Origin of the sequence: Pollutimonas subterranea, assembly GCF_002849655.1 — a bacterium.
GTDB classification, from domain to species: domain Bacteria; phylum Pseudomonadota; class Gammaproteobacteria; order Burkholderiales; family Burkholderiaceae_B; genus Pollutimonas; species Pollutimonas subterranea.
On the sequence record NZ_PDNW01000019.1, the window covers coordinates 12170 to 38892 of the forward strand.

At 59.3% G+C, this 26723-nt stretch carries 24 protein-coding genes and 1 pseudogene; 11 read left to right on the plus strand and 14 right to left on the minus strand.

Translation table 11 applies throughout. The features are described from left to right. Positions 1–293 precede the first annotated feature (293 nt). Positions 294–440, minus strand: a pseudogene (locus tag CR159_RS17660) (polyketide cyclase); the annotation flags it as partial. A gap of 198 nt (positions 441–638) precedes the next feature. On the opposite strand from CR159_RS17660, the gene CR159_RS17665 reads away from it, so the two are divergent. Further along, positions 639–1031, plus strand: a complete 393-nt coding sequence (locus CR159_RS17665) for a VOC family protein (RefSeq protein WP_102075285.1) — start codon at positions 639–641, stop codon at positions 1029–1031. Positions 1032–1106: 75 nt separating this feature from the next. On the opposite strand, the gene CR159_RS17670 is transcribed toward CR159_RS17665, so the two are convergent. From CR159_RS17670 to CR159_RS17685, 3 genes are all read right to left on the minus strand, one after another. Continuing rightward, positions 1107–1778: a hypothetical protein gene (locus CR159_RS17670; protein ID WP_102075286.1), complete on the minus strand. Its 672-nt coding sequence runs from the start codon at positions 1776–1778 to the stop codon at positions 1107–1109. 513 nt (positions 1779–2291) lie between these two features. Further along, the gene (gene ggt / locus CR159_RS17680) at positions 2292–4121 is read right to left on the minus strand and encodes a gamma-glutamyltransferase (RefSeq protein ID WP_102075288.1); all 1830 of its coding nucleotides are present in this window, start codon (positions 4119–4121) and stop codon (positions 2292–2294) included. Beyond that, a complete protein-coding gene (locus tag CR159_RS17685; protein WP_102075289.1) occupies positions 4114–5025 on the minus strand; it encodes a LysR substrate-binding domain-containing protein in 912 nt (303 codons plus the stop codon). Before CR159_RS17685 ends, ggt begins: the two co-directional genes overlap by 8 nt. Before the next feature lie 141 nt (positions 5026–5166). Between CR159_RS17685 and CR159_RS17690 the strand changes: the two genes are divergently transcribed. Then, positions 5167–6864 carry a thiamine pyrophosphate-binding protein gene (locus CR159_RS17690; RefSeq protein WP_102075290.1) on the plus strand — a complete coding sequence of 566 codons (1698 nt, stop codon included), beginning with the start codon at positions 5167–5169 and terminating at the stop codon, positions 6862–6864. 76 nt (positions 6865–6940) lie between these two features. After that, complete coding sequence (locus CR159_RS17695; RefSeq protein WP_102075291.1) at positions 6941–8134, plus strand: acyl-CoA dehydrogenase; 1194 nt, start codon at positions 6941–6943, stop codon at positions 8132–8134. On the opposite strand, the gene CR159_RS17700 is transcribed toward CR159_RS17695, so the two are convergent. From CR159_RS17700 to CR159_RS17720, 5 genes are all read right to left on the minus strand, one after another. Continuing rightward, entirely contained in the window at positions 8131–8571 is a 441-nt protein-coding gene (locus tag CR159_RS17700; protein ID WP_102075292.1) for a MaoC family dehydratase, read from the minus strand. The genes CR159_RS17695 and CR159_RS17700 overlap by 4 nt on opposite strands. Before the next feature lie 87 nt (positions 8572–8658). Beyond that, positions 8659–9882 carry a benzoyl-CoA 2,3-epoxidase subunit BoxA gene (gene boxA / locus CR159_RS17705; protein WP_233208386.1) on the minus strand — a complete coding sequence of 408 codons (1224 nt, stop codon included), beginning with the start codon at positions 9880–9882 and terminating at the stop codon, positions 8659–8661. 34 nt (positions 9883–9916) lie between these two features. Next, complete coding sequence (boxB, locus tag CR159_RS17710) at positions 9917–11344, minus strand: benzoyl-CoA 2,3-epoxidase subunit BoxB (RefSeq protein ID WP_102075294.1); 1428 nt, start codon at positions 11342–11344, stop codon at positions 9917–9919. A 49-nt stretch (positions 11345–11393) separates the two neighbouring features. Then, complete coding sequence (gene boxC, locus CR159_RS17715; protein ID WP_102075295.1) at positions 11394–13052, minus strand: 2,3-epoxybenzoyl-CoA dihydrolase; 1659 nt, start codon at positions 13050–13052, stop codon at positions 11394–11396. A gap of 140 nt (positions 13053–13192) precedes the next feature. Beyond that, positions 13193–14152, minus strand: coding sequence for a helix-turn-helix transcriptional regulator (locus tag CR159_RS17720; RefSeq protein WP_102075296.1), 960 nt, complete (start codon positions 14150–14152; stop codon positions 13193–13195). Between the two features lie 145 nt (positions 14153–14297). Between CR159_RS17720 and CR159_RS17725 the strand changes: the two genes are divergently transcribed. The 8 genes from CR159_RS17725 (at position 14298) to CR159_RS17760 (ending at position 21779) form a co-directional block, all read left to right on the plus strand. After that, a complete protein-coding gene (locus CR159_RS17725) occupies positions 14298–14768 on the plus strand; it encodes a 4-hydroxylaminobenzoate lyase (protein ID WP_102075297.1) in 471 nt (156 codons plus the stop codon). A 50-nt stretch (positions 14769–14818) separates the two neighbouring features. Continuing rightward, positions 14819–16372: a benzoate-CoA ligase family protein gene (locus tag CR159_RS17730; protein ID WP_102075298.1), complete on the plus strand. Its 1554-nt coding sequence runs from the start codon at positions 14819–14821 to the stop codon at positions 16370–16372. Positions 16373–16376: 4 nt separating this feature from the next. After that, positions 16377–17198: an alpha/beta fold hydrolase gene (locus tag CR159_RS17735; RefSeq protein WP_102075299.1), complete on the plus strand. Its 822-nt coding sequence runs from the start codon at positions 16377–16379 to the stop codon at positions 17196–17198. Positions 17199–17262: 64 nt separating this feature from the next. Further along, positions 17263–18420, plus strand: coding sequence for an ABC transporter substrate-binding protein (locus tag CR159_RS17740; protein WP_102075300.1), 1158 nt, complete (start codon positions 17263–17265; stop codon positions 18418–18420). A gap of 21 nt (positions 18421–18441) precedes the next feature. Further along, positions 18442–19323 carry a branched-chain amino acid ABC transporter permease gene (locus CR159_RS17745; RefSeq protein ID WP_102075301.1) on the plus strand — a complete coding sequence of 294 codons (882 nt, stop codon included), beginning with the start codon at positions 18442–18444 and terminating at the stop codon, positions 19321–19323. Positions 19324–19326: 3 nt separating this feature from the next. Further along, on the plus strand, positions 19327–20319 hold the full coding sequence (locus CR159_RS17750) for a branched-chain amino acid ABC transporter permease (protein WP_199173360.1): 993 nt from the start codon (positions 19327–19329) through the stop codon (positions 20317–20319). 3 nt (positions 20320–20322) lie between these two features. Beyond that, positions 20323–21072 (plus strand): ABC transporter ATP-binding protein, encoded by a 750-nt coding sequence (locus tag CR159_RS17755; protein WP_102075302.1) that lies wholly within the window; start codon positions 20323–20325, stop codon positions 21070–21072. Beyond that, positions 21069–21779, plus strand: coding sequence for an ABC transporter ATP-binding protein (locus CR159_RS17760; protein WP_102075303.1), 711 nt, complete (start codon positions 21069–21071; stop codon positions 21777–21779). Before CR159_RS17755 ends, CR159_RS17760 begins: the two co-directional genes overlap by 4 nt. A 16-nt stretch (positions 21780–21795) precedes the next feature. Here CR159_RS17760 and CR159_RS17765 read toward each other — a convergent pair whose 3' ends face one another. From CR159_RS17765 to fba, 5 genes are all read right to left on the minus strand, one after another. After that, positions 21796–22830, minus strand: coding sequence for an L-threonylcarbamoyladenylate synthase (locus tag CR159_RS17765; RefSeq protein WP_102075304.1), 1035 nt, complete (start codon positions 22828–22830; stop codon positions 21796–21798). Next, positions 22827–24008 carry a 5-(carboxyamino)imidazole ribonucleotide synthase gene (locus CR159_RS17770; protein WP_102075305.1) on the minus strand — a complete coding sequence of 394 codons (1182 nt, stop codon included), beginning with the start codon at positions 24006–24008 and terminating at the stop codon, positions 22827–22829. Before CR159_RS17770 ends, CR159_RS17765 begins: the two co-directional genes overlap by 4 nt. Before the next feature lie 58 nt (positions 24009–24066). Then, positions 24067–24594 carry a 5-(carboxyamino)imidazole ribonucleotide mutase gene (gene purE, locus CR159_RS17775; protein ID WP_102075306.1) on the minus strand — a complete coding sequence of 176 codons (528 nt, stop codon included), beginning with the start codon at positions 24592–24594 and terminating at the stop codon, positions 24067–24069. Between the two features lie 78 nt (positions 24595–24672). Continuing rightward, positions 24673–25554: a phosphoribosylaminoimidazolesuccinocarboxamide synthase gene (locus tag CR159_RS17780; protein WP_102075341.1), complete on the minus strand. Its 882-nt coding sequence runs from the start codon at positions 25552–25554 to the stop codon at positions 24673–24675. Between the two features lie 74 nt (positions 25555–25628). Then, positions 25629–26693, minus strand: a complete 1065-nt coding sequence (gene fba / locus CR159_RS17785; RefSeq protein ID WP_102075307.1) for a class II fructose-bisphosphate aldolase — start codon at positions 26691–26693, stop codon at positions 25629–25631. Positions 26694–26723: the final 30 nt, after the last annotated feature.

The following is a 26723-nucleotide window of genomic DNA, read 5'->3' on the forward strand; positions in this document are numbered from 1 at the left end:
TGCGTTGTCAGCTACTTGAGAGCTGTTCCTTCTGGCGTGCGTCAGGGCGTGGGGTGAAGCTTTTCGCTCCACGTGATCGGTTCGTCGCCCTACGGCGCCGAACATCGCTTGCCTTGCTCGTACGTCCCGTTCGGGACTTCCTTCGCTTACGGCCCGCTCGATCCCGTAAGTCGCTGAAAAGCTTCACCCCACGCCCTGCCCCACTGTGGAATGGAAATGCGCGATGCTGCTGGGGCGGAGCTTCAACCGGGGATGTCGGGTTCTACCAGGTTTGCCAGTTGAAGAAGTGATTCCTACCAACCCAGATAACACATCTCCACGGGAATGGCTTCTGGCAGGCCTTCCTGCACGATGGTAAGTTCGGTACCGCAGAGGACCTGCCGCAATGAGATGGTGGTGTAGATGCGGCCAGGCAGGTTTGCATCGTCAAACTGGTCGGATAAACACAAAGAGCTTACATCGTCCGTATGGAACTTCCAAAAAGCTTCGAGCAGCTGCCCTTCCGACTGGATGGTCGCTTAGTGCCGATATCTTGTGCGATTGCTTGCCGTGGACTCGTGTATAGAAGAACTCTTGCTTGGCCGGCAACGCACGGTTGGTGCTAGCCTGCTTGAACTGCAACTTTCAAGGGACTTGCCATGTTCTCGCACGTATTCGTTGGTGTTACTGATTTTGACCGCGCGCTCCATTTCTATGATCGCTTGTTTACAGCGCTGGGGATAGAGCAGCGATTCTGTGATCCCGATGTGCCGTGGGCCGGCTGGCATTCTGCGGGTGACACCCGACCATTTTTCGTGATCAGCAAGCCTTTCGATGGTAAGCCGCAAGATCCGGGTAACGGCCAGATGTCTGCCTTTCTGGCCACTTCCCGCGATCAAGTACGTCAGGTGCATTCCATGGCACTGGCTGCGGGCGGCACCTGCGAGGGTGAGCCAGGTTTGCGGCCCCAGTACCATCCCAATTATTTCGGAGCGTACTTTCGGGATCCTGAAGGGAATAAACTGTGCGTCGCATGCCACCGGGCGGAATAAGCACGTGCCCACTGCTGGCCGGAAGTTGCCTGTCGCAAATGACGGCTATCGAACTATTGTGTTGACGAAAGGACGTCAAGTAGTACGACGTCGCGGCTTTCGGGCGGCACCCACCGGCGCCGCAGCGAGGGCTTCGCTTGCCGCGGAATATTCAGCTTCCGTCATCAATCGATCCTCCTTCGGCAGGAACCAACTCATGATTATATTGGGATCGCGAACTGCAACCTGGATGTGCCCATCTCGACTAAAGCCCGAGTACCTATCGCCTAAGGGATCACCTTGTGCAAATGCTCCCCTAACCATTTGGTACGGCTCAAATGCCTTTTCGTCTCGAAAACCATGAAGCGCTGTGAAAACCTGGTTGTTCAGTCGCCGCAGTCTCGGCGAGTCTTGATCATTGGAGGCGAGTGGTACCCCAGCTGTGATTAGTTGCTGCAGCACCTGGTCAAACTCAATGAGACCGGCTTGCGTGGTCATATCCAGACAGCCATGCACACATATGACGGCACCTACGACTGCAGGCGTCACGATCGGCCTCTGCGTGAACAACGACTCGGGATTGTCCGCGGATGCTTGTGCAAAATTCATCGCACGTTGGGGGTCGCCCTCAAAAAAGTACGTACCTGGACCGAGCCAATCGTATTCGTTCTGACTATGGTCTAAAGCACCGAGCCGACCCGACACTAGATCGTCGCGCGTTATCGCGTCGCAGCCATGATAGGCCAGCAAAAGGTGGCCAGGGGTCATTTAAAGGCTTTCTTGAGCTTCCCTGCTGCCGTGAGTACGTTAACCTTTCGCAAGACTGCAAAAGTTTTTTCACTGCTCATCGCATACGGATTCTCTACTTCGGTACCGCGGGATGCGGACTTCGCTTTAGTCCCTGCAGTCTCGGTACGTTTGACACTAGAACCGACAATCTTCCATCCAGATTGGGTGTCCCTGAGCGGGCTACTTAGTTGAAGGCGCCCGATCGGCGACACATAGCGACCACTAATAGGAGGTCTCGCGGTCTTCGAGTCCTTCCCATTTATCTCGATCGTGGCAGATTGGCGTTTGTTGGGCATAGTTCATTATATGCAGGTAGCCACTAAAACACCATCATCTGCCCTTCAGTGCGACGCCATCGGTCCAGCGATACTCGTATGCCATCGATCACTGAGACGGCGTGCTCAGAGACTTGAACGAGCGCACTGCATCCGTAACGGTAAGGCCGGAGGTGTCGAGCTTTGCCGCCGCATCCTACCAGCCAGGCCCAAACCATCACCCCCCAGAAGAAACCCCCTCCCGCCGAGGGTCCGACCCACCCTCCAGGCCTTCCGGCGTGATCACTATCCCCTGCAGTCCGCTTGGAAAATCAATCTCCCTGACCTCGTGTCCCATGGCCCGCAAGCCGTTTGCCAATCCGTGTAGTGACGTACCTTTTTCCAGTTCCGTGAACGAATTCCGGCTTCCACGATTGGGCAGGTCAATGGCCTGCTGAATGTTCAGCTCCCAGTCCAGGACACCCAGCAAGGTCTTGGCCACGTAGTTGATAATGGCGCTGCCGCCAGGCGAACCGATGGCCATGATGGGCTTGCCATCCTTCAGCACCAGCATGGGCGCCATCGAGCTGCGTGGCCGCTTCAATGGTTCAAGCCGGTTTGCCACCGGCTTGCCCTGCGCATCCACGTCGGAAAGCGAGAAATCGGTCAGTTGATTGTTCAGCAGGAAACCGCGTACAAAAATTTTGCTGCCAAACGCCGATTCAATCGAACTGGTCATCGACACTACATTGCCTTGCGCGTCCACGGCCGAGATGTGCGTGGTGGAAGGCTGTTGCAGCGACGTGTCCTGGCCTCGTACGGCCAGCATACCGACTGGATCGCCCGGAGGCGCACGCCCTATGGTTCGACCAGGCTGGATGAGGCCTGCTCGCAGAGCCAGGTATTCCCGATCCAGCAAATCCTTTACCGGCACGTCGATGAACGCCGGATCGGCTACGTAGACGTCCCGGTCGGCATACGCCAGCTTTCCGGCTTCCGCGAAATAATGCACTGCCTGCAGCGAATCAGGCGGCAAGGCAGCGATATCCGTATGCGACAGGATATTCAACATCTGGATTACCGTCAGCGGCCCGGAACTGGGCGGCGGCATGCCGCAAAGCGTGTAGATTTTGTAGGGGGCACATAGCGAGGCGCGTTCCAGGGCGCGGTATCCCGATAAATCTTCCAGACTCAGGTCTCCGGGAATGGGGTGTCCGGCGACAGCGGCGACGATATCTTGCGCCAGCTTGCCTTCGTAGAAAGCATGCGCGCCATGGACGGCGATTTCGCGAAATACCTGCGCAAGCTCCCTATTGACCAAGATGTGGCCTACCGGCCAAGGTTCGCCGTTTGAGTCGTAAAAGTAGGCTGCAGCCGCCGCTTGCTCGCGCAAGCCATTATTGTTGTTCAACAAGGCGTGCAGTCGTTCGGATACTGGAAACCCGTCTTCAGCCAGGGTAATAGCCGGTTCAAACAGGCGGGCCCAGTCCAGGCGCCCGTTCTTTTCATGCAGGAGAGCCAGTGATTTCAGAAGCCCGGGCGCACCGACTGAACGGCCGCTATTGACGGCTTCCCAAAACGGAATGGCCTTCCCGCCCGCCATGAAACGATCGCTGCGGGCGGAAGCGGGAGCGGTTTCGCGCCCATCGTAAGCGTGCACGGACTGGCTCGCGGCGTCGTAAGAAACGATAAAAGCGCCGCCCCCTATTCCCGAGGACTGCGGCTCGACCAGGCTCAGCACCATTTGGCTGGCAATGACCGCGTCGGCCGCGCTGCCGCCCTCCGCCAGGACATCCACACCTGCCTGGGTGGCAAAGGGGTTCGCCGTACTCGCCATGTAGTGCGATGTGCGCACTACGCCCTGACTTTGTTGAACAGACCTGCTCGCCGCCTCCGGGTTGATATCCTGGACACGGACCGGTGCGCTGACGGACGGGACATCCCGTGTGGTGCTGGCGTCAAAAGCCGACACGCCTGGCGCATGCAATACGCCGGCCGCAACCAGCACGCCAGCGGCGACTGGTTGCAAAACGCGCCAAAGGGCGTTGGCACTGCGATTATCAGTCATGGCGCTGCCCCCCGCCTGCCTTGGTAATGCCGACCAGCCATGCTTCCAGCGCCAACAAGGCCTCACTCGGCTCACGAGATATGGGGTAGCTGAAAAAATAGGCTTCACGCACGCTTAGGACTCCCTGAACCGGCGCGACCAACTGTCCGGCATCGAGCTCTTCTTGTACAAGAAAACGGGGCATCAGCGCCACGCCCATTCCCGCCTTCACGGCGGCGAGGGTCATGGTGAAGAGCTCATAGCGCGGCCCGGCGCTGATGGATGGCACATATTCTTTTTGCTGCGCCTGATACCAGTGACGCCATGCGTCCGGACGCGATGACATGTGCAGATGTGTCAGATCGGCCATGGACGCCCCGGCATCTTCGATCGCTTCGAGCATTCCGGGCGTGCAGACCGGCAGCAACTCGCCTTCGTCGAATAATTTAATGCCGGCGGTCTGTGGCCATATCTGTTCGGCGTGATAGATGGCCGCATCGAAGGGATGATCATTGAACTGGAAAGGCAAGGTCCGCACCGAAAGGTTTACCGAGATGTCGCCGTGCCTGCGCTGAAAATCGGGGAGCCGGGGTACCAGCCAGGTGGTGGCCAAGGTAGGCAGCACCGCAATGTGCAGGCTGCGCCCCATGCCGGAACGCGACATCAGCCCCAGCGTATCCTTTTCCAGTTGTTCCAGGTGATGGCGCACGCGCGCGGCGTACTCCGCGCCTGCCGCGGTAACGGCGACCCTGCGGCGCACACGGGTCAGCAATTCGACGCCCAATCGCTCCTCAAGCCCCGTTACCTGTCGATAAACCGCGCTGTGCGTGAGCGAAAGTTCCTCGGCCGCGCGCGAAAACGAGGCCAGCCGCGCGGTGGCCTCGAATGCCTGCAGCGCGCCTAAATTTGGAATTCCTTTTCTCATGAACCTTTCCTGTATCAAACGGCCTGGGAGCGTAGAATTGAAGGTAACGACTCGCCCCGGCAATGTCTTGCATAATAAGCAAGACATTGTGCAATTTTATCAATTGCGTTGTGCCATCAACGCACATTATCCTCATCCTCTATGAAAGCAAGCTCACACTCCCCACTTCGTTCCCGCCTGGGCGGCCACATTCTTGTCGATCAATTGATCGCGCAAGGCGTCAAACACGTCTTTTGCGTGCCCGGCGAAAGCTATCTGGCCGTGCTTGACGGCCTGCACGACGCGTCCATACAGGTCACCGTATGCCGCCAGGAAGGTGGCGCCGCCATGATGGCGGACGCTCACGGCAAGCTTACCGGAGAGCCCGGTATCTGCATGGTAACGCGCGGACCGGGTGCTTCCAATGCCTTGGCGGGAGTACATATCGCAATGCAGGATTCCACCCCCATGATCCTGTTCGTGGGGCAGATCGAACGCGGCATGCGCGAACGTGAAGCTTTCCAGGAAATGGACTACCGCGCCGTGTTTGGCACACAGGCCAAATGGGTAACCGAAATCGACCAGGTCGAGCGCATACCGGAAATCATTTCGCGCGCCTTCCATGTGGCCACGTCGGGGCGACCGGGTCCGGTGGTTATCGCCCTGCCTGAAGACATGCTGGTCGAGTACGCGGAAGTGGCCGACGCGCCGCACTACGAGGTCATCGACAGTGCACCGACCGTACCGCAAATGGAAGCCCTGGTGCAACAACTGGCAAACGCGAAGAAGCCGGTGGCCATACTGGGCGGCACACGCTGGGACCAGACCGCAGTCGATCAGTTCGCCGAGTTTGCCGATCGTTACCAGTTGCCCGTGGCTGTGCAGTTCCGCCGCCAGATGCTCTGTTCGGTCGACCACCCCTGCTTCATTGGCGACGTGGGGCTGGGCAGTAATCCGGAAATGATGCAATACATAAAGGAAGCCGACCTAGTTTTGCTGGTGGGCGGACGCATGTCCGAGATCGCCAGCCAAAGCTACACGCTGTTCGACATCCCCGTACCGGCCCAGACGCTGGTGCATGTGTATCCGGATGCCGGCGAACTGAACCGTGTCTACCGCGCCAGCCTGGCCATCAATGTATCGCCGGCTTCATTCGCGCAAGCCGTCGCCGCCTTGCGCCCCCAGCAAGCGGCCCCGTGGGCGGCGGACCTGGAACGCATACGCGCCAGCTACCTTGCCTGGACCGACCCACAGAAAATCACGCATCCCGGCAGCCTGCAGATGGGCCAGGTGATGTCGTATCTACGAACCTCGCTGCCCGACGATGCCATCATGTGCAATGGCGCGGGCAACTACGCCACCTGGCTGCACCGCTTCCATCAGTTCAAGCGCTTTGGTACGCAGTTGGCGCCAACGTCAGGCTCCATGGGTTACGGATTGCCCGCCGCCGTGGGGGCTAAACGTATTGATCCATCGAAGACCGTGGTCTGTTTTGCAGGCGATGGCTGCTTCATGATGCATGGCCAGGAGTTCGCTACCGCTGTCCAATATCAGTTGCCCATTATTGTCATCCTTATCGATAACGGCATGTACGGCACCATCCGCATGCACCAGGAGCGTCATTATCCCGCGCGCCTGTCAGCCACCTCATTGCAGAACCCCGACTTTGCCGCCTATGCCGAGGCCTTTGGCGGCCACGGCGAGCGTGTGGAGACAACGGAACAATTCGCATCCGCCTTCGAACGCGCCGTTGCCAGCCAGAAGCCGTCCATCCTGCATTGCCTGATCGATCCTGAAACCATTTCGCCCTCGACGACGCTGGAAAAAATTCGTCAGCAGGCGCTAGCCGCCCAGGCCTGATCCATGGCCCCGGTTTGCTCGATGCCTGCCGGGGCGCCCTTTTTTATATCTAAACCTATCTGACCCGGAGCCCATTATGTCGGCAGCCCCCTCTTTTCATTGGCAAGACCCCCTATTGCTGGACGCCCAGCTAACTGAAGAAGAACGCATGGTGCGCGATGCCGCCCAAGCGTATGCCCAGGACAAACTGGCGACCCGCGTGCTCGAGGCCTTCCGCCACGAAAAAACCGACGCCGCGATTTTCTCTGAAATGGGTGAGTTGGGCCTGTTGGGCGCCACCATACCCGAGGAATACGGCGGCGCCGGCCTCAACTATGTCAGCTACGGCCTGATCGCCCGCGAAGTCGAACGCATCGACTCCGGCTACCGTTCAATGATGAGCGTGCAGTCTTCGCTGGTCATGGTCCCCATCAACGAGTTCGGCAGTGAAGAACAGAAGCGCAAGTACTTGCCCAAGCTCGCCCGCGGCGAATGGATAGGCTGCTTCGGCCTGACCGAACCCAACCATGGCTCTGATCCCGGCAGCATGGAGACGCGTGCGGTCAAGACCGCCGATGGCTACAAGCTCAGCGGCAGCAAAATGTGGATCACGAACTCGCCCATCGCCGACGTGTTCGTCGTCTGGGCGAAGGTCGTCGGCGGCGACGACGATGGCAAGATCCGCGGCTTCATTCTGGACAAAGGCATGAAAGGCCTGTCCGCGCCGGTCATCCACGGCAAAGTGGGCTTGCGCGCTTCCATCACCGGCGAAGTCGTCATGGACGAGGTTGAAATCGGCGCCGAGCAGATGATGCCCGGCGTAAGCGGCCTGCGCGGTCCGTTCACCTGCTTGAACTCAGCCCGTTTCGGCATTGCCTGGGGCGCACTGGGTGCTGCCGAAGCCTGCTGGCACACCGCACGCCAATACACCATGGACCGCAAGCAATTCGGCCGTCCACTGGCTGCCACTCAGCTGATACAGAAGAAGCTGGCCGATATGCAAACCGATATCACCATGGCGCTGCAAGGCTGCCTGCGCCTGGGCCGCATGAAAGATGAAGGTACAGCCGCGGTTGAAATCACGTCGATGATGAAACGCAATTCCTGCGGCAAGGCCCTGGACATTGCACGTTTGGCCCGCGATATGCTGGGCGGCAACGGCATTTCAGACGAGTTCGGTGTGGCGCGCCACCTGGTGAACCTGGAAGTGGTCAATACCTATGAAGGCACGCACGATGTGCACGCCTTGATATTGGGCCGGGCCCAGACGGGCCTTCAGGCTTTCTTCTAAGTCAATTCAAGCTCGAACAGGCTCGTTGCCTCTACATCGAGCACCTGTTCGTCGCGCTGGTTGAACACTCTCCACGACCAGCGCATGATGCCCAGGTCGTCGCGGCTGGACGACCGGCGCACCGAATCTACCGTCGCTTCCAGGCGCAGGGCGTCGCCCGCGCGCACTGGCAGCAACCAGCGCAATCTTTCCAGGCCAGGTGAACCAAAGGATTCGGAGTCGTGCAAGGCGGCATCCACAGCCATGCGCATGGCCAGGCTGCACGTGAGCCAGCCACTGCCTATAAGGCCACCCCAGCGCCCTTCTTTGGCCCGCTCCACATCGGTGTGGAACCATTGGGGGTCGTACGACTTGGCAAACTCCAGCATTTCCTGCTCGTCAACCACAACGGGCGGGTGCTTGATGACCATTCCGACTTTGAATTCATTAAATTTCATGGCAAACGGAACAACCTCTAAGAGACTGGGAACAAGCCAGCAAGTTTAACCGCATTAGCGATGCCGGGGCTAATTCCGGATTCTGCGTCAGTAGGTCTCGACGTGCAGCCTGCCTTGTGCCTTCAATTTGGCATGTACTTCCGCCCACTGCCCACCTGCCGACCCAGTCGCGGATTCCAGGGCCTGCAATACGCCCTCTTCCATCCCTTTGAGCCCGCACACGTAGACGCTGGTATTTTCGTTGTCGAGCAGCCGGACCACATCGGCCGATCGCTCGCGAATCAAGTCCTGGACGTAACGCTTGGGCTGTCCCGGCTCACGCGAAAGCGCAAGATTGATGTCGATAAAGTCCGCGGGCAGGTTCATCAGGGGACCGAAGTAAGGCAGTTCGCGTTGGGTGCGGGCGCCAAAGAAAAGCATGAGCTTGCCATTGAATGCCTTTTCCTTGAGCTGCCGCCGGCAGCGCTCGGTCATGGCCCTCATGGGAGCGGACCCCGTACCGGTACAGATCATGATGATGTTGGCTTCGGGATGGTTGGGCATCAGGAACGTGCTTCCAAATGGCCCAATCACCTGGACGGTATCGTTCTTCTTCAGATCGCAAAGGTAATTCGAACATATACCCGGGACAACGTTGCCTTCGCTATCGGTCATGACGCGCTTGACGGTCAGGGACAGGTTGTTATAGCGCGGGCGCTCTCCGTCGCGCGGGCTGGCGATCGAGTATTGGCGGGCATGAAACGCCCGGCCGCTACTATCGGTGCCCGGTGGAAATATGGCAATGGATTGCCCCTCAAGAACGGGAAACGGCACCGCGCCGAAGTCCAGCACAATATGCCGGATATCGCTTTCCGTGTCTTCGTCTGTGACGCGGTAGTTGCCAACGACCGTCGCCGTGACCGGATTCTTGTGGGTATACAGATTGACCTGAGGCTGTGCTGCGGACCAGGGCGGAATACTGGACCCCGCCCCCGTCGACGGCACCCCATCCAGGCCGGAATCTTCCACCAGCACGCCGGCGGCCGCGACAGCAACGGACACACTGCCATCCATACCCGGCTCTTCTTGCACGGGGGGCAGCTCTTCCCAACTGAACTGGTCCTCAAGCGTATGCGGCCTGCCGGTCAATACATTGAGCCAGTTGTCGATCGCACCGGTCGGGCATGGCGGCACGCATGCCATGCAGTGATTGCAGATCGTGGCGTCGACCACATAATTATTGGAATCATGGGTGATGGCATCGATCGGACAGGTTTCCTCGCAGGTATTGCAACGGATGCAGACCTCGGGATCAATAAGGTGCTGTTTCATGATTCTGGTCGATGACGATGCAGGTTGGCCGCTATCAGTTGAAGCGGACATATTCAAAGTTGATGGGCTGACGATTGACGCCAATAACCGGTGGCGCGATCCAATTGGCAAATTTTCCGGGTTCGACCACGCGGCCCATCAACGAAGAAACGAATTCGCGATCTTCAGGTGTTGCAAGCCATTCGTGTTCGTGCAGCTTCCACTGCTCTTCGCTAAGGACTATGCCTTCCGGCGACACCCGTATCCCCGCAAGCGTACCGATGCGGCGATTAAAGGCCTTGTGAGGCACGGTCAAGCGGAAGGCAATGCCGTTCTTTTCCAGCACTTTGTTCCAGCGACCGACGCCCGCCATGGAGTCCTTGATGAAATCATCGCGCAGGACTTCATTCAATGCATTGAGCATGGGAACTTCCGTATCGCGCAGCTCACCGTTCACCACCGTGAGCACGCGGTAGGTATCGTTCTTGAGCTGGTGATCATCTGCCCGCTTGCCTTCTTCATAGCGGCCCTTCAAGCCCGAACTGTAAAAGATGGCGGCGTTCGAGGACTGGTCGGCGCCGAACAAATCAATGGTGACGCTGTAGTGGAAATTGAGATAACGCTGGATGGTCGGCAAATCGATGACACCGTTGGCACGAAGGACAGCGGGGTCTTCGGTCTTCAACTGGTTCATCATTTCGGCCGTACGCTGCAGGACGCGCGATACGCCGGATTCACCCACGAACATGTGGTGGGCTTCCTCGGTCAACATGAACTTCGTGGTCCTGGCCAGTGGGTCGAAACTGGATTCCGCCAAGGCACACAACTGGAACTTGCCATCGCGGTCGGTAAAGTAAGTGAACATGTAGAAAGCCAGCCAGTCAGGGGTCTTTTCGTTGAACGCCCCGAGGATGCGCGGACTGTCCTGGTCGCCGGAATTACGTTGCAGCAAGGCGTCGGCTTCCTCGCGGCCATCGCGACCGAAATAGCGGTGCAGCAGGTAGACCATGGCCCATAAGTGGCGGCCCTCTTCCACATTGACCTGGAAGAGGTTGCGCAAGTCGTATTGCGATGGCGCGGTCAGGCCCAGGTGGCGTTGCTGTTCGACCGATGCCGGTTCGGTATCGCCCTGGGTAACGATGATGCGACGCAGGTTGGCACGGTGTTCGCCCGGCGCTTCCTGCCAGACATCGCGGCCGATGTTCTCGCCAAAATGGACTTTTCGGTTGCCATCCTGCGGTGCAAGGAAAATGCCCCAGCGATAGTCGGGCATCTTCACATGGTCGAAATGCGCCCAGCCATCGGGCTGCACGCTGACGGCCGTACGCAGGTAGACATCGAAGTTCTGCGACGCTTCCGGGCCCATTTCCCGCCACCACTGCAAATAGTTCGGCTGCCAATGTTCCAGGGCGCGCTGCAGCGTGCGATCGCCGGACAAGTTGACGTTATTCGGGATTTTTTCGGAATAATTGATACCTGACATGTCCTTGCTCCTTTGGGGATGATTTGTGGCGTTATAGAGGCGCGCGGTGTTAGACGCGATTCCAGTCGAAACTGGCTTGCTCGCCTTTACCGTACAGCTTTAGCGCTCCTTTTTCTCCGGCCGCATTGGGGCGGTTGAAAATCCAGTTCTGCCAGGCCGTCAGGCGACCGAATATGCGGGTCTCCATGGTTTCTGTACCGCAAAAGCGCAGGTTGGCTTCAAGGCCGGTAAGCGCATCGGGCGATAGCGCCTTGCGCTCTTCCAGCGCGATCCGGATTTCATCGTCCCAGTCCATGCTGTCGAGTGCGAAGGTGACCAAGCCCAGCGCCTGTGCTTCGCTTGCGGTAATCATGTTGGCGAGCGTGGCGCGGGCTGCGTCGACGGGTTCGGTCTCTTCGTAAAAACGACGGTCAATACGGCTCTGGCCGGTCACCATCGGATAGTGACCGAAATTCAGGCCGCTCGAGGCAATATGTACCGGCGTCGGAGAATCCGGGTCGTCAAGCATATAAGAACGGTCGCAAGCCAAGGCCAGCTCGAATAATGTGCCCACAAAGCAGGAACCCTCTTCAATGAGCGCGAACAACGAGCGCGAAGTGACATCCAGGCGCGCCAGCGTACGCCGCAACATGCCCAGCGTCTCACGGACCAGCCAGTGGTCGGCCAAGCGCTGCAGCGTGTCGTCGACCGCCAGTACCAATGCCGGATCACCGCTGGTCTTGAAAATCCAGGTACCGATATCGAGTTCGTTGGCACGCATGTGCAAGATGGCGTCATCGAGTTCGCGGGCCATTTGCAGGGGCCACCACGCAGCGCCCTGGGCGACGATCGCGTCCACATCTTGCGGTACGGCACGTTGAGGCGCCCGCACGGTCCAGGTCGCCAGGCGCTTCTCCCTATCGATTTGCACTTGTACGTATTCGTACTCGACAGCGGTATCGGACACTATTCGCTTCAATGGTGTGAGACTGACGCCGCGTGCATCGCGGGGACGGTCGCTTTGCGTGGCAAGCTCGCCGGCGCGGTTCTTGACCTGTTCGGCAAACTGCGCGGGTTTGATGACCTGGTCGACAAGCCGCCAGTCTTTGGCTCGCTGGCCGCGCACGCCCTCAACGAGTGTGCAAAAGATATCGGCATAGTCATGACGCACCTTGCGCTTATCGGTGACGCGGGTAAGGCCGCCAGTGCCCGGCAGTACCCCAAGCAGCGGCACCTCGGGCAGCGCTACAGCCGAAGAACGGTCGTCGATGAGCAATATTTCATCGCAGGCCAATGCCAGCTCGTAGCCGCCACCCGCGCAAGCCCCGTTCAAGGCCGCCACGAATTTCAGGCCGCTGTGCCGGCTTGAGTCTTCAATGCCGTTGCGGGTTTCGTTGGTGAACTTGCAGAAGTTCACCTTCCAGGCATGCGTCGACAGACCCAGCATGAAGATGTTGGCGCCTGAACAGAAGATACGGTCCTTCAGGCTGGTGATGACTACCGTACGCACTTCGGGGTGTTCGAAACGAATGCGCTGCAATGCATCGTGCAGCTCGATATCAACACCAAGGTCGTACGAGTTCAACTTGAGCTTGTAGCCGGGACGGATCCCGCCGTCTTCCGAGACGTCCATGGCGAGCGTCGCGATCTCGCCATCAAACGTCAAGACCCAATGTTTGTACTGGGAAGGGTCGGTACGAAAATCGACAAGAGTGCTGGCTTCGGTCATAAGTTGGGTTCCTGGGCTCTGAAGCTGAAAGATACTGCCTACCACGTGACGGATTATGCATAATATTGCAGTTAAAGCGCAGTGTCAACGGAACATGCATAAAAATGCATGCTCGTTTTTCCCTACGTTTTCATCCCTACTTAGTACGGCAGTCCCGCCTTCTGGCGAACATGCTCGCGCAACCCTTTAAAGCAGTCCTCCAGGGAAACCTCTGTGGTGGAACACACCCAATCAGCCTTGGAATAGAAGGCCTCGCGGCTAGCCAGGATGCGCTTCAGGTCGGCCATCGCTTCATTATTTCCGGCCATGGGGCGGAAGTCGCCTTGCGCCATGACGCGCTGCATATGTTCTTCAGGCGTTGCCTTGATCCAGATGGTATGGCAATGCGCCAACATCAAGTTCATGGTTGCGGGCTCGGACACCAGGCCGCCAGGCGTGGCCAGCACCATTTCCGGGTACAACTGCAGGGCTTCTTCGAGCGCCCGTCGTTCGTATCGTCGGTAGGCCATGGGCCCATAGAGACTATGGATTTCCAGGATGCCACAACCGGCGACCCGTTCTATTTCGGCGCTGAGCTCGACAAATGGATAATCAATGTCGGCCGCCAGCATGCGACCCAAGGTAGATTTACCCGCACCACGCAATCCGATCAGGGCAATTTGCTGAAGCTTGTTCCGATTTCCTGGCCCATTATTCTCGGCGAATAATTCTGCCAGCGCTTCGCGTGCCTGTTGAAGCTCCTGTTCCGACCTCTTTTCCAGCAACTCGCGGATGAGGAGCCATTCCGGGCTGGCGGTAGTGACGTCGCCCACGAGTTCCGCCATGGCGCAATGGAAGGCGTGCGCTATTTGCCGCAGCACCAGGACAGAGACGTTGCCGACACCGAGTTCCAGGTTGGCAAGATGGCGTTCGGAGACACCTGTGGCGTGGGCAAGCTCTTTGCGCGTCAGCCCACGTATCGCCCGCATGCGGCGCACCCGCTCACCGAGTGATGACAAGTAAGGGTCGACTCCGGAGGAGGAGTCCAGCAGGGCGACGGCTGCTTTTCGGTCTAATGCTTTCTTTTTCACCCAGAATAACCCTAAGCTTATGGTCAACATGCATTATAGTGCTTGACTTGACAGAACAAAAGCCCTAATTTTCATCTTTACCAGGCAGAAGTTGATGCAAATCAATACTGCGGTGCAGTTCAATATCGCGCGGTACTGACGCAGCACGATTTACCGAGTAACGAAAGGATTTTCCATGGGCAGCATCGAAGCATTCCGGCAATTGATCCAGACAGTCACCAATGAGATCGGCGATCGCCCGCTCGATGCAGCCTTGCAAACTTCGCTGCAGGAGACCTTCCCCTATGAAGGCGAGGTATGCCAGAGCATAGTCCGCGCCTGTAAACAGGGCATCGCGGACGGCTGGATGTGCAAGCATGAGCATGGCGGCATACGTTACGGAAGAGTCATCAAGCCGGCCGAGGACCTGGGCGGCTATTCGGTGGATGTCGTGGAAATGAACGACATCGCCGGCCCCGAACACTGTCATCCCGAAGGCGAAATCGACTTGATCATGCCGCTGGATGCCGCGGCCCGTTTCGATGACCAGCCGGCAGGCTGGCTGGTTTACGGACCCCAAACCGTCCACAGCCCTACCGTCAGCGCGGGGCGCGCCCTGGTGCTTTACCTGCTTCCTCAAGGAAAGATCGCGTTTACTCAAGCCTAAGCGCCAAGACAGCTCGCCCGAACACACAATAATTACGCTGGAGACAACCCATGCACGCCTGTCCCGCCGAGATGAACTATGCAGCGCATCTCATCCAACTCAACGCTCATCTGGCCGATAAAACAGCCTACATCGACGACAGGCGCGCCCTGAGCTACGCGGAGCTGGCGCGCGGGATTACGCAGTTCGCCGGGCTATTGCGCAATCTGGACATACGCCGCGAAGAGCGCATTCTGTTGTTGATGCATGACACGATAGACTGGCCCGTTGCATTCCTGGGTGCGCTGTATGCCGGCGTGGTGCCCGTCGCGGTGAACACATTGCTCACCGCCGACGACTATGCCTATATGCTAAGGCACAGCCGCAGCCAAGCCGTGTTTGTCTCGGATGCCTTGCTGCCTGTCCTGCAACAGGCGCTGGGCCAGCACGCTCACGACGTCAAGCATATCGTCGTATCGCAAGCCGACCAGGGGCTGGCCCACCCATGCCACAGCCTGGATACGCTGATGGCGGCCGCCCAGCCTGCGGTGGCGGCCTGCCCTACGCTATCCGACGAGATCGCATTCTGGCTTTACTCGTCGGGCTCCACAGGACAGCCCAAGGGCGTGGTGCACACGCACGCCAATCTATGGCATACCGCCGAGCTCTACGGCAAGCCCATACTCGGCTTGCAGGAAAGCGACGTTGTATTTTCAGCGGCCAAGCTGTTCTTCGCCTACGGGCTGGGCAATGGACTGACATTTCCGCTGTCCGTCGGTGCGACGACCATCCTGATGGCGGAACGCCCGACACCGGATGCCGTCTTCCAGCGCCTGACCAGGCATCGCCCCACGGTGTTCTGCGGCGTGCCCACGCTATATGCCAGCATGCTGGCCTCGGCGTCGCTGCCCGCTCGCGAACAGGTATCGCTGCGTATCTGTGCGTCTGCGGGCGAGGCCTTGCCACGAGACCTGGGTATCCGCTTTCAGCAGCATTTCGGCTGCGACATCCTGGATGGCATCGGCTCGACCGAAATGCTGCATATATTCCTGTCCAACCAGCCGGGACACATTCACTATGGCACGACAGGCAAGCCCGTACCCGGCTACGAGGTGGACCTGCGCGATGAGTCCGGCCAGCCGGTTGCCGCAGGCGCGATAGGAGACCTGTACATCAAGGGCCCCAGTTCGGCCCTTATGTACTGGAATAATCGAGTCAAATCGCTCGAGACCTTCCAGGGTGCGTGGCTCAAGAGCGGCGACAAGTATGTTTGCGACGCTGAAGGGTATTACACCTATGCCGGGCGCAGCGACGACATGATCAAGGTCAGCGGCCAGTATGTGTCTCCGATTGAAGTCGAGAACATGCTTATCCAGCATGAATGCGTCCTGGAAGCGGCGGTCATCGGCGTACCCGACGACGATGGCCTGACCAAGACGCTGGCGTATGTCGTATTGCGCGAGGGCCGGACAGGCGACCTGGACACGGCACACGCGCTCCAGGCTTATATAAAACAACACTTGGCGCCTTTCAAGTATCCTCGCACCATACATTTCATTGACGATCTGCCTAAAACCGCAACCGGAAAGATCCAGCGCTTCCGGCTACGGCAACTCAACAAATAACGCCATGAATCAAGAATCTTCCAGCCTTCCCAACCTCGTACCTGTTCACGCACTCGGACGCGACTTGCTCATCGAATGCCAATGGCTGGGCTCTCACAGAGCCGACAAGGACTTGGTGGTTTTCCTGCACGAAGGCCTGGGCTCGGCGTCCATGTGGAAGGACTGGCCTGAGCAAGTGTGTGATGCCCTGGACTGCCGGGGCCTGGTCTTTTCGCGCTATGGATACGGCAGAAGCACGCCGCGGCCTCATGACGAAAAATGGCCGGTCGGCTTCATGCATGCACAGGCGCAAGACGCCTTGCCGGCTTTGTTCAAGGCGCTGGGACTGGAGCGGGAACGTCCTGTCCTGTTCGGGCACAGCGACGGCGGCTCTATTGCCTTGCTGTATGCCGCGATGTATCCCGAGCGGGTCAAGGCCATCGCCGTGGCCGCCCCGCATATTTTCGTCGAGGACGTCACCATCTCCAATATAGAGAACGCCCGCGAGGCTTACCTGAACACCGACTTGCCACGCAAGCTGGGGCGATATCACCAGGATCCGGATTCAGCATTCTGGGGCTGGAACGACATCTGGCTAAACCCCGATTTCCGTGCGTGGTCGATTCGGGAATACCTGGACAAGATTCAGTGTCCGGTGCTGGCAATCCAGGGTGAAGACGACGAATACGGATCACTGGAACAAATTTACGGCATTCAGGCCGTCGCGACCCAGACCGAACTGTGTATTATTCCCCGCTGCGGCCACTCGCCGCATCGCGATCACCCTCTCGCCGTCATCCAGGCCTTGGCGACATTTGCACGGCGCCTGGACCCTTGCATCATCTGAATCACCGTTCACTCGCGCACTGCGCACCAAGCTGTAATTTATATAAAAACCAAGGAGCAGACAAATGAAACTAGTATTGACCGGCACCGCCCTGGCTGCGGTGCTCGCCTTCGGAACCAGCAACGCACTGGCCAGTGTCAAGGTCGGCTTCATGCTTCCCTATAGCGGCACCTACGCCGCCTTGGGGCAGGCCATTGAAAACGGCTTCAAGCTTTACGTGCAGGAGCAAGGCGGCAAGCTTGCAGGCCAGGAACTCGAATACTTCCAGGTCGATGATGAATCCAATCCGTCCAAGGCACCCGATAATGCCAACCGCCTGATCAAGCGCGACCAGGTCGATATCCTGGTGGGCACCGTGCACTCGGGCGTAGCGATGGCACTGGCGAAGGCCGCCAAGGATTCCGATACCACGCTTATCATTCCTAATGCGGGCGCCGATTCGATTACCGGGCCTCTTTGCAGCAAGAACATTTTCCGCACCTCGTTCTCCAACTGGCAGCCGTCCTACGCCATGGGCCCGGTAGCTGTCGAAAAAGGCTACAAGACCGCCGTCACGATCACTTGGAACTATGCGGCCGGCAAGGAAGCCATTGCGGGATTCAAGGAATCATTCGAAAAACAGGGCGGCAAGGTCATCAAGGAGCTGACCCTGCCCTTTCCCAACGTAGAGTTCCAGCCACTGCTCACTGAAGTCGCTTCGCTCAAGCCCGATGCGGTCTTCACCTTCTTCGCCGGCGGCGGTGCGGTGAAATTCGTTCAGGACTATGCCGCCTCGGGCCTGGGCAAGTCGGTGGCGCTGCTCAGCAGCGGCTTTATGACCGACGGCACCTTGAAGGCGCAGGGCGAAGCCGCCCAGGGCCTGTTCACCACCCTGCATTATGCCGACGGCCTGGATACCCCGCGTGACAATGCCTTCCGCGCCAATTACTCCAAGGCCTATCCCGCCATGCAGCCCGATGTCTATGCCGTGCAAGGCTACGATGCCGCCCAATTGCTGGCTGCCGGACTTAAAGCCGTCAATGGCGATGTATCGAAAAAAGCGGACATGCGCGGCGCCATGAGCGCAGCCACTATCGATAGCCCCCGCGGTCCATTCACCTTGTCCAAAGCAGGCAATCCCATTCAGGACATCTACCTGCGTCAAGTCAAGGGTGAACAGAACCTCACCCAGGGCGTAGCGATCAAGGCACTGGCCGACCCGGCTCGCGGCTGCCGCCTGTAAACGCAGTACCAAGGAGCTTTTGTGGACCCCGCCATCTTTCTGATCCAGTGCCTGAATGCGGTGCAATATGGGCTTTTGTTGTTTCTTGTTGCCAGCGGCCTGACACTGATCTTCGGCATCATGGGCATTATCAATCTTGCCCATGGCAGCTTTTATATGATCGGGGCCTACATGGCCTTTGCGCTGGAGCCGCTGATCGCCCAGTACCTGGGCGGCGGCTTCCTTGTCACTGTCCTGTTTTGCGTGCTCGCGGCCGCCATTCTGGGCTACTTTCTTGAATGGGCATTCTTCAGCTTCCTCTACCACCGGGATCACCTGCAGCAGGTCCTAATGACCTACGGCTTGATCCTGGTCTTCGAAGAGCTGCGCAGCATTGCCGTGGGCAATGACGTGCATGGAGTACCGGTCCCTTCCTGGCTGGCCGGATCGTTGGCCCTGGGCGATGTCATGACATACCCGATATACCGGCTGTTCATTTCGGCCATCTGTTTGCTCGTGGCCGGCCTGCTGTACTGGGTCCTGGCGCGCACGCGCCTGGGCATGATGATACGGGCAGGCGCCAGCAACCGGGAAATGATCAGCTCTCTGGGCATAGACATCAACCGCCTGTACCGCATCGTATTTGCCATAGGCGTCGCCCTGGCGGCGCTTGCAGGGGCCATTGCAGCGCCGGTTTCATCCGTCTATCCAGGCATGGGAAACAGCGTTCTTATTATCTGCTTCGTGGTGGTGGTGATCGGCGGAATCGGCTCCATCAAGGGCGCTTTTCTGGCCGCCATGCTGGTAGGCTTTGTCGACACCTTCGGGCAGGTATTTTTCCCCGGCATCGCGGGCGTCCTGGTTTACGTCCTGATGGCCGCCATTCTTCTGTTCAAGCCCGAAGGGCTATTCCGTCAAGGCTGATTCATGTTTACTTTACGAGCCTTGTACATCGTTGCACTCCTGGTGGTGGTTGGTGTATTGCCGATGATACTCGGCGATTACTACATCAGCCTTGTCATCAAGATCATGATCTTCGCCATTTTCGCGCTCAGCCTGCAACTGCTGGTGGGCGGTGTCGGCCTGGTCAGCCTGGGCCATGCCGCCTTCTTCGGCATTGCCGCCTATGTCACGACGCTGCTCTCGCCAGAGTCGGGACCGGGCAATCTGCTCATCCTGCTGCCGGCCGCGATGTGCTGCGCACTTATCTACGCCCTGGTCACCGGCGCCCTCGCGCTGCGCACTAAGGGCGTGTACTTCATCATGGTGACACTGGCCTTTTCGCAAATGGCTTATTACGTCTTCCACGATACCGACATCGGCGGCGGCAGCGACGGCATCTATCTGTATTTCCGTCCCGAATTGCGCCTGGGCGACATGGTGCTCCTGAATATCGACAGTCCCTACAGCTTCTATCTGTTCACGCTGGGCTGCCTGCTGATCACCTGGATTTTCCTGGCCGTGCTGATGCGTTCACGTTTCGGCGCTGCGCTGACGGGCATCCGGGTCAACGAGCAGCGCATGCGCAGCGCGGGTTATTCCACCTTCAATTACAAACTGGTTGCCTACACGCTGGCCGGCGCACTGGCCGGCATCAGCGGGCTTCTCTATGCGGCCAAAGACGGCTTCGTCAATCCCGAATTGCTGGCATGGGAGCAATCGGGCCTGGTGTTGCTCATGGTCATCCTGGGCGGCAGCACCCGTTTGTGGGGAGCCGTGCTGGGCGCCGCCGGACTGACGCTGCTGCAAGAGGCCTTCCAGTCGCAGGCGCTGTTCGGCGACTGGTCCAGCCATTGGCACCTTACTTTCGGCCTGAGCATTATTGCCCTGGTCGCCCTGATGCCCAACGGCCTCATCGGCATATCAGCCCAGTGGCGCAACAGGCGCTCCGCCGCGCGCCCAGCCCCATCGCAAGGATAGTCCATGTCCGACGTTTTATTGTCCGCGAAAAACATTACCCGTCGCTTCCATGGCCTGGTCGCCATCGATGGCGTCTCGCTGACCCTGACCCGGGGTACGGTACACGCCGTAATCGGTACGAACGGCGCCGGGAAGTCCACGCTGGTAAGCGTGCTGGCCGGTGAACTTGCACCCAACGAGGGCGCCATATTCCTGCACCAGCAAGAGGTCACTTCGTGGTCGCAGCCGCGCCGCGCCAGGGCTGGGCTGGGTCGCAGCTACCAGCGCACGACCATTTTCCCGTCCCTGACAGTACATGAGAACTGCCGCATTGCCGCACAAGCCAATCGCCAGCAGTTCTGGAACTGGAGCAGCCCCGCCCGCAACTGCCGGTACAGCAACGACGCGGCAGACCAGGCCATACAGTTGGCAGGGCTGGAGTCCGACAGCCGCCATACCGCAGGCATGCTGTCGCACGGTCGCAAGCGCCAGCTCGAAATTGCCATGAGTCTTGCCACGCATCCACAGGTGCTGTTGCTCGATGAACCATTGGCCGGCATGGGACCCGAAGAAACCGAGAGAATGCTGTCCTTGCTGGCATCGCTGAAGAATGAGCATGCCATTCTGCTGGTCGAACACGACATGGACGCCGTATTTAAGGTTGCCGACGAAATTACCGTGATGGTGAACGGTCGCGTCATAGCACAAGGCGAGCCGCAGGCAATACGAAGCAATCCTGACGTACAGACCGCCTACCTGGGGGAAGACGAATGAAGCCTTTCGTTCAAGCCCAATCGCTGCACGCGCATTACGGGGAAAGCCATGTCCTCCAGGGCGTCAGCCTGGATATTGGAACGGGCGAATCCATAGGCCTGCTAGGCCGAAACGGCATGGGCAAAAGCACGCTCATACGGACCATCATGGGCCACGTCCCCGCAAGCAGCGGCACTCTCAGCATCCGCGGCAAGGACTGTACCCGCGCTGCGCCCTACCAGGTTGCCAGGCTGGGGGTCGCCTATGTACCCGAAGGGCGTGGCATATTCCCCAACCTCAACGTGCGGGAAAATCTGCAGGTGGCGGCGCGCCCAAGCTTCGATGGTCGCAACGACTGGACCTACCAGCGGGTGCTGCAGACATTCCCCCGTCTTGCCGAACGGCTTGAGCATGGCGGACAGCAGCTATCGGGGGGCGAACAGCAAATGCTGGCCATAGGACGCGCACTGATGACCAACCCCGATGTGCTCATTCTGGACGAAGCCACCGAAGGCCTCGCACCGCTTATCATCGCGGAGATCTGGCGCATTATCGCGTCAGTACGAACGACGGGCATGTCCACGCTGATCGTGGACCGCAATTATCGCAAGGTACTGGCACACACCGACCGCTGCGTAGTCATGGAAAAAGGCTGCCTGGTCGAAAACCAGCCCAGCGCGGAGCTGGCCGGCCAACCCGAATTACTCATGCGCTACCTCGGCGTGTGAGCAGCGCAGCGATCGGTCAGGTAAAAGCCGCCGCCGCGCGCCCTACGCGGTCATTGATCGCCTGCCATTCCGCGGTCCGGGGCGGTTGCTCGAGCAGAATACGCGAGTAGCCCTGGTCATCCAGGCGCCGCAGCAAGGCATATAATTCCCGCGCGTACGCATCCGGCTCATTGGCGCATACCAGCCAATCCACGTTGCCGGTCGTCGCAGCGTGAACCGGAACACTGAAGACGACGGCCGCCACGCGTTGCGCCGTGTCCGTTGCGTCGGCGACGACCTGCAGCAAGTCGTCCATGGCCAGCAGCGACAAGGCCGTACGCGGTGCGTAATGCGCCTTCAACGAGCCCGACACCTGTGGCGCGGCGGCATCGGGACGCGCCGGCGCAATCCCGAGCACGTCGGCAATTTGCGCCGCAGTCACATGACCGGGCCGCAGCAAGACCGGGCCTACGCCCTGATCCAGCCGAGATACATCGACAATTGTGGACTCAATGCCGACGTGCGAGGGGCCACCCTCCAAGACCATCAGCGCCGTCTCGGACAATTCAGGAAACTCGGCCCGTACATGGGCAGCGTGTGTGGGCGAAACCTGACCGAACTTGTTGGCCGAGGGGGCAGCCACACCGCCCTGCCCGTTAGGCTTGAGGCGGGCGAACTCGCGCAACAAGGCTTGTGCCACAGGGTGCGAGGGACAGCGTAGCCCCACGCTGCCATGCCCGCCGCTGACCTCGGCGGGAATATGCTGCGCGCGAGGCAGAATGAGGGTGAGCGGACCTGGCCAGAACGCCTGCATCAAGGCACGCGCTTCGGATGGAATGGACTTTGCCCAATAGGTGATGTCCGCCTCGGGCGACACATGCACGATAACCGGGTGATTGGCCGGGCGTCCCTTGGCGGCGTAAATGCGGGCGATGGCCTGCGGATTCTCGGCATCGGCGCCCAGGCCATAGACAGTTTCCGTGGGAAAGGCTACCAGCCGGCCTTCTTCCAGCCGTTGGGCCGCTTCCGCCAGCATGGCCCTCATATCGGGCGACGAAGCGTTTGCGCTCATGGCTGGAAGGGAATGCCTAGTGCGTGTGCGACGCGCGACGCAGCGCCCACCGCATCGGCAACGGTGGCGCCCAGCACATTGACATGGCCCATTTTTCGGCCACGCCGCGCTTCGGACTTGCCGTAGAGATGCAGCTTGGCGCCGGGCACGGCCAATACCGCGGGCCAGTCCGGTTCGCGCTTAAGGCCGGTGGCATCATCGAACCAGACATCGCCCAGGATATTGAGCATCACAACGGAACATAGGCTGGCGGTGCCGCCTAGCGGCAAACCTGCGGTGACGCGTACCTGCTGCTCGAACTGGCTGCTGACGCTCGCATTCATGGTGTAGTGACCGCTGTTATGTGGCCGGGGCGCGATCTCGTTGGCGATGAGCCGGCCGTCCTGCAGCACGAAAAACTCCACGCACAGGACGCCTACATATTCGAGCCCTTCCGCGATCGCCAGGGCCGCATTCGCCGCCTGGACGGCAATCGCCTGGTCCGGCGACCGTGCATCGACAGTGGAAACGGCCAATATGCCGTCGCGATGCTCGTTACGGGCCGACGGATAGAACACCGCCTGGCCGTCAGCACCGCGTGCCATGACCACTGACAGCTCGCTTGCCAATGGCAATAGCGCTTCGAGCACGCAGGCGACGCCCCCAAATGACTCCAGCGCCTGGCGCGCTTCTTCGCGTGTCTTGACCCGCGCCTGCCCCTTGCCGTCGTAGCCCAGCCTGGCGGCTTTCAGTATGCCCGGAAACAAGCCTTCGGCTGCCGCATCGATGTCTTGTGGCGTGTGAATGGCGGCATAAGGAGCCACGGGCACCCCGATATTCTTGATGAAGGCCTTCTCGCGGATACGGTCCTGGACGACGGCGACCGCCTGGGCCCCGGGACGGACCAGCGACGCCGACGCGAGGGTTTCCAGGCTTTGGGCCGGCACATTCTCGAATTCGGTGGTAATCGCCTTGCAGCGTTCAGACAATTGCTTCAGGCCGGCCTGATCATCATAAGCGGCACGGATGTGCAGGTCGGCGACGGCGCCGGCAGGGCTTTGCGGATCGGGATCAAGCACGGCAACTTTGTAGCCCAGGCTTTGCGCCGCATGGCAATACATGCGCCCCAACTGCCCTCCTCCGATCATGCCCAGCCAGTCGCCCGGGGATATCGGGGGGGGGATAGAGGCTTCATTCATGTCAACAACCTGTCAGCAATAAGATAGAGATGTAAAGATGTGGCGGCAAATGCGAGGACTACATCACCACATGGGGAGGAACCACCATGGCACGCGCCGCCTCGGTTTGGCGACAGCGATAGGCAATGAGTTTTTTCAGCAGCTCGGAATCGGTGGTCGCCATGCAGGCGACCACATGCAGGGCCGCATTGGCCGCACCGGCTTCGCCTATGGCAAATGTGGCCACCGGCACACCCTTGGGCATCTGGACGATGGACAACAGCGAATCTTCGCCACGCAGGTATTTGGAAGGCACTGGCACGCCGAACACGGGCACTGGCGTCAAGGCCGCCATCATGCCCGGCAAGTGGGCGGCACCGCCCGCACCGGCAATAATCGCGCGCAGTCCGCGGTCGACGGCTTGTGTGCCGTATTCCACCATATCATGAGGCATGCGGTGCGCCGAAACCACGTTCAGTTCGTGCGGAATACCGAATTCCTCAAGCACCGCGACGGCATTCTTCATGATGTCCCAGTCGCTGGCGGAGCCCATGATGATTCCGACCAGGGGGGTGCCGGCAGCGCTGGCTTCAGTAAATATAGTCATAGCGGCTCACCTATAAGATAGATCACGGGTTGGGCAGAGCAAAAAGATATTCTACCGTGCCCGGCCCGCGTTCCGGGCTCAAGCCGTAAGACGCGTGGCGGCTTCGCGATATTTGGCAGCCGTCTTTTCCAGGACATCGGCAGGCAGGCGTGGTGCGGGAGGTGTCTTGTCCCAAACCTGGGTTTCCAGCCAGTCGCGCACGAACTGCTTGTCGAACGACGGCGGACTAATGCCCTCGGCGTAATCCGATGCCGGCCAGAAACGCGACGAGTCCGGTGTCAGCACTTCGTCCATAAGGTGCAGGCGACCCTCGTCATCCAGGCCGAATTCGAACTTGGTGTCGGCAATGATGATGCCCTTGTCCAACGCAAAGGCGGCTGCCTCGGAATACAGGCGCAAGGTAACGCTGCGGATCTCTTCGGCCAGGTCTTTGCCGACCTGGCTCACCACGTAGTCGAAATCCACGTTCTCGTCATGCGAGCCGAGCTCGGCCTTGGCCGCAGGCGTAAAAATGGGTTCGGGCAGCCGGCTGGCCTGTTGCAGGCCGGATGGCAGGCTTATGCCGCATACCTTGCCGCTGTCGCGATAATCGTTCCAGCCCGAGCCGATGAGATAGCCCCGCGCTACGGCTTCCACCATGATGGGTTTCAGGCGCTTGACCACCATGGCGCGACCCGCGACTTGCTCGCGCTCGTCAGCGGCGACGACGTCTTCGGCCGCGATTCCGGTGGCATGATTGGGCAAAACGTGCGCGAGCTTCTTCAGCCAGAACTCGGTCAACTCGGTCAGCACCTGGCCTTTGCCTGGTATGGGATCATCAAGAATGACATCGAAGGCCGATATGCGATCGGACGCCACAATGAGCAGCTTGTCGTCGCCCACCGCGTACATATCGCGCACCTTACCGCGGGCCAGCAAAGGAAGCGACTTGATTGTTGATTGGTGTAGTGCCTGTACCACGAGGTATCCTTGAAATAGAACGTCCTGCCGGACCAGTCCGGACAGGACGCGAATCAATACAAAGCCTGATGCATTTACTTGACGACTTGTGCCAGCTCTCCGGCCGAGTAGCGCTTGGCCATTTCAGTCAGGGAAATAGGCTTGATCTTGCTGGCATTGCCGGCGGTGCCGAATTGTTCATAGCGCTGCTTGCAGACATCCTTGGCTGCCTGGCGCGCAGGCTTGAGGTATTCGCGCGGATCGAACTTGGATGGGTTCTCGCCCATGAAGCGGCGGATGGCGCCGGTCATGGCCAGGCGGATATCGGTGTCGATATTGATCTTGCGAACACCGAACTTGATGGCTTCCTGGATTTCCTCGACCGGGACACCGTAGGTTTCTTTCATGTCGCCGCCGAACTCACGGATCTCCGCCAACAGTTCCTGCGGCACGCTGGAGCTGCCGTGCATCACCAAGTGCGTGTTCGGCAGGCGATGATGGATTTCCTTGATGCGCGAAATCGACAGGATATCGCCAGTGGGCTTACGGGTGAACTTGTAGGCGCCATGGCTGGTTCCGATAGCGATGGCAAGCGCGTCGAGCTGCGTTTGGCGGACGAAATCGGCGGCCTGCTCGGGGTCGGTCAGCAATTGCTCCATGGTGAGTTTTCCGTCGGCGCCATGGCCGTCTTCCTTGTCGCCCTGCATGGTTTCCAGTGAACCCAGGCAGCCGAGTTCGCCTTCGACCGTCACGCCCACCTTATGGGCCATCTCGACCACACGGCGAGTGACGTCCATGTTGTATTCGTAATCGGCAATGGTCTTGCCGTCTTCCTTGAGCGAGCCGTCCATCATTACGCTGGAGAATCCGAGGTCGATGGCGCCCTGGCAAATGGCTGGCGATTGGCCATGGTCCTGGTGCATGACGACGGGAATATTGGGGTAGCTTTCTACCGCGGCCTGGATCAGATACTTGAGAAAGCCTTCGCCGGCGTATTTACGGGCGCCCGCCGATGCCTGCATGATGACCGGACTGTCGGTTTCGGAAGCCGCTTCCATGATGGCCTGGACTTGCTCCAGGTTGTTGACGTTGAAAGCTGGGATACCGTAGCCGTTTTCGGCCGCATGATCGAGCAACTGACGCATGGAAACTAGAGCCATGGCAAGACCTCCTGAAAGCAGATTGAATAG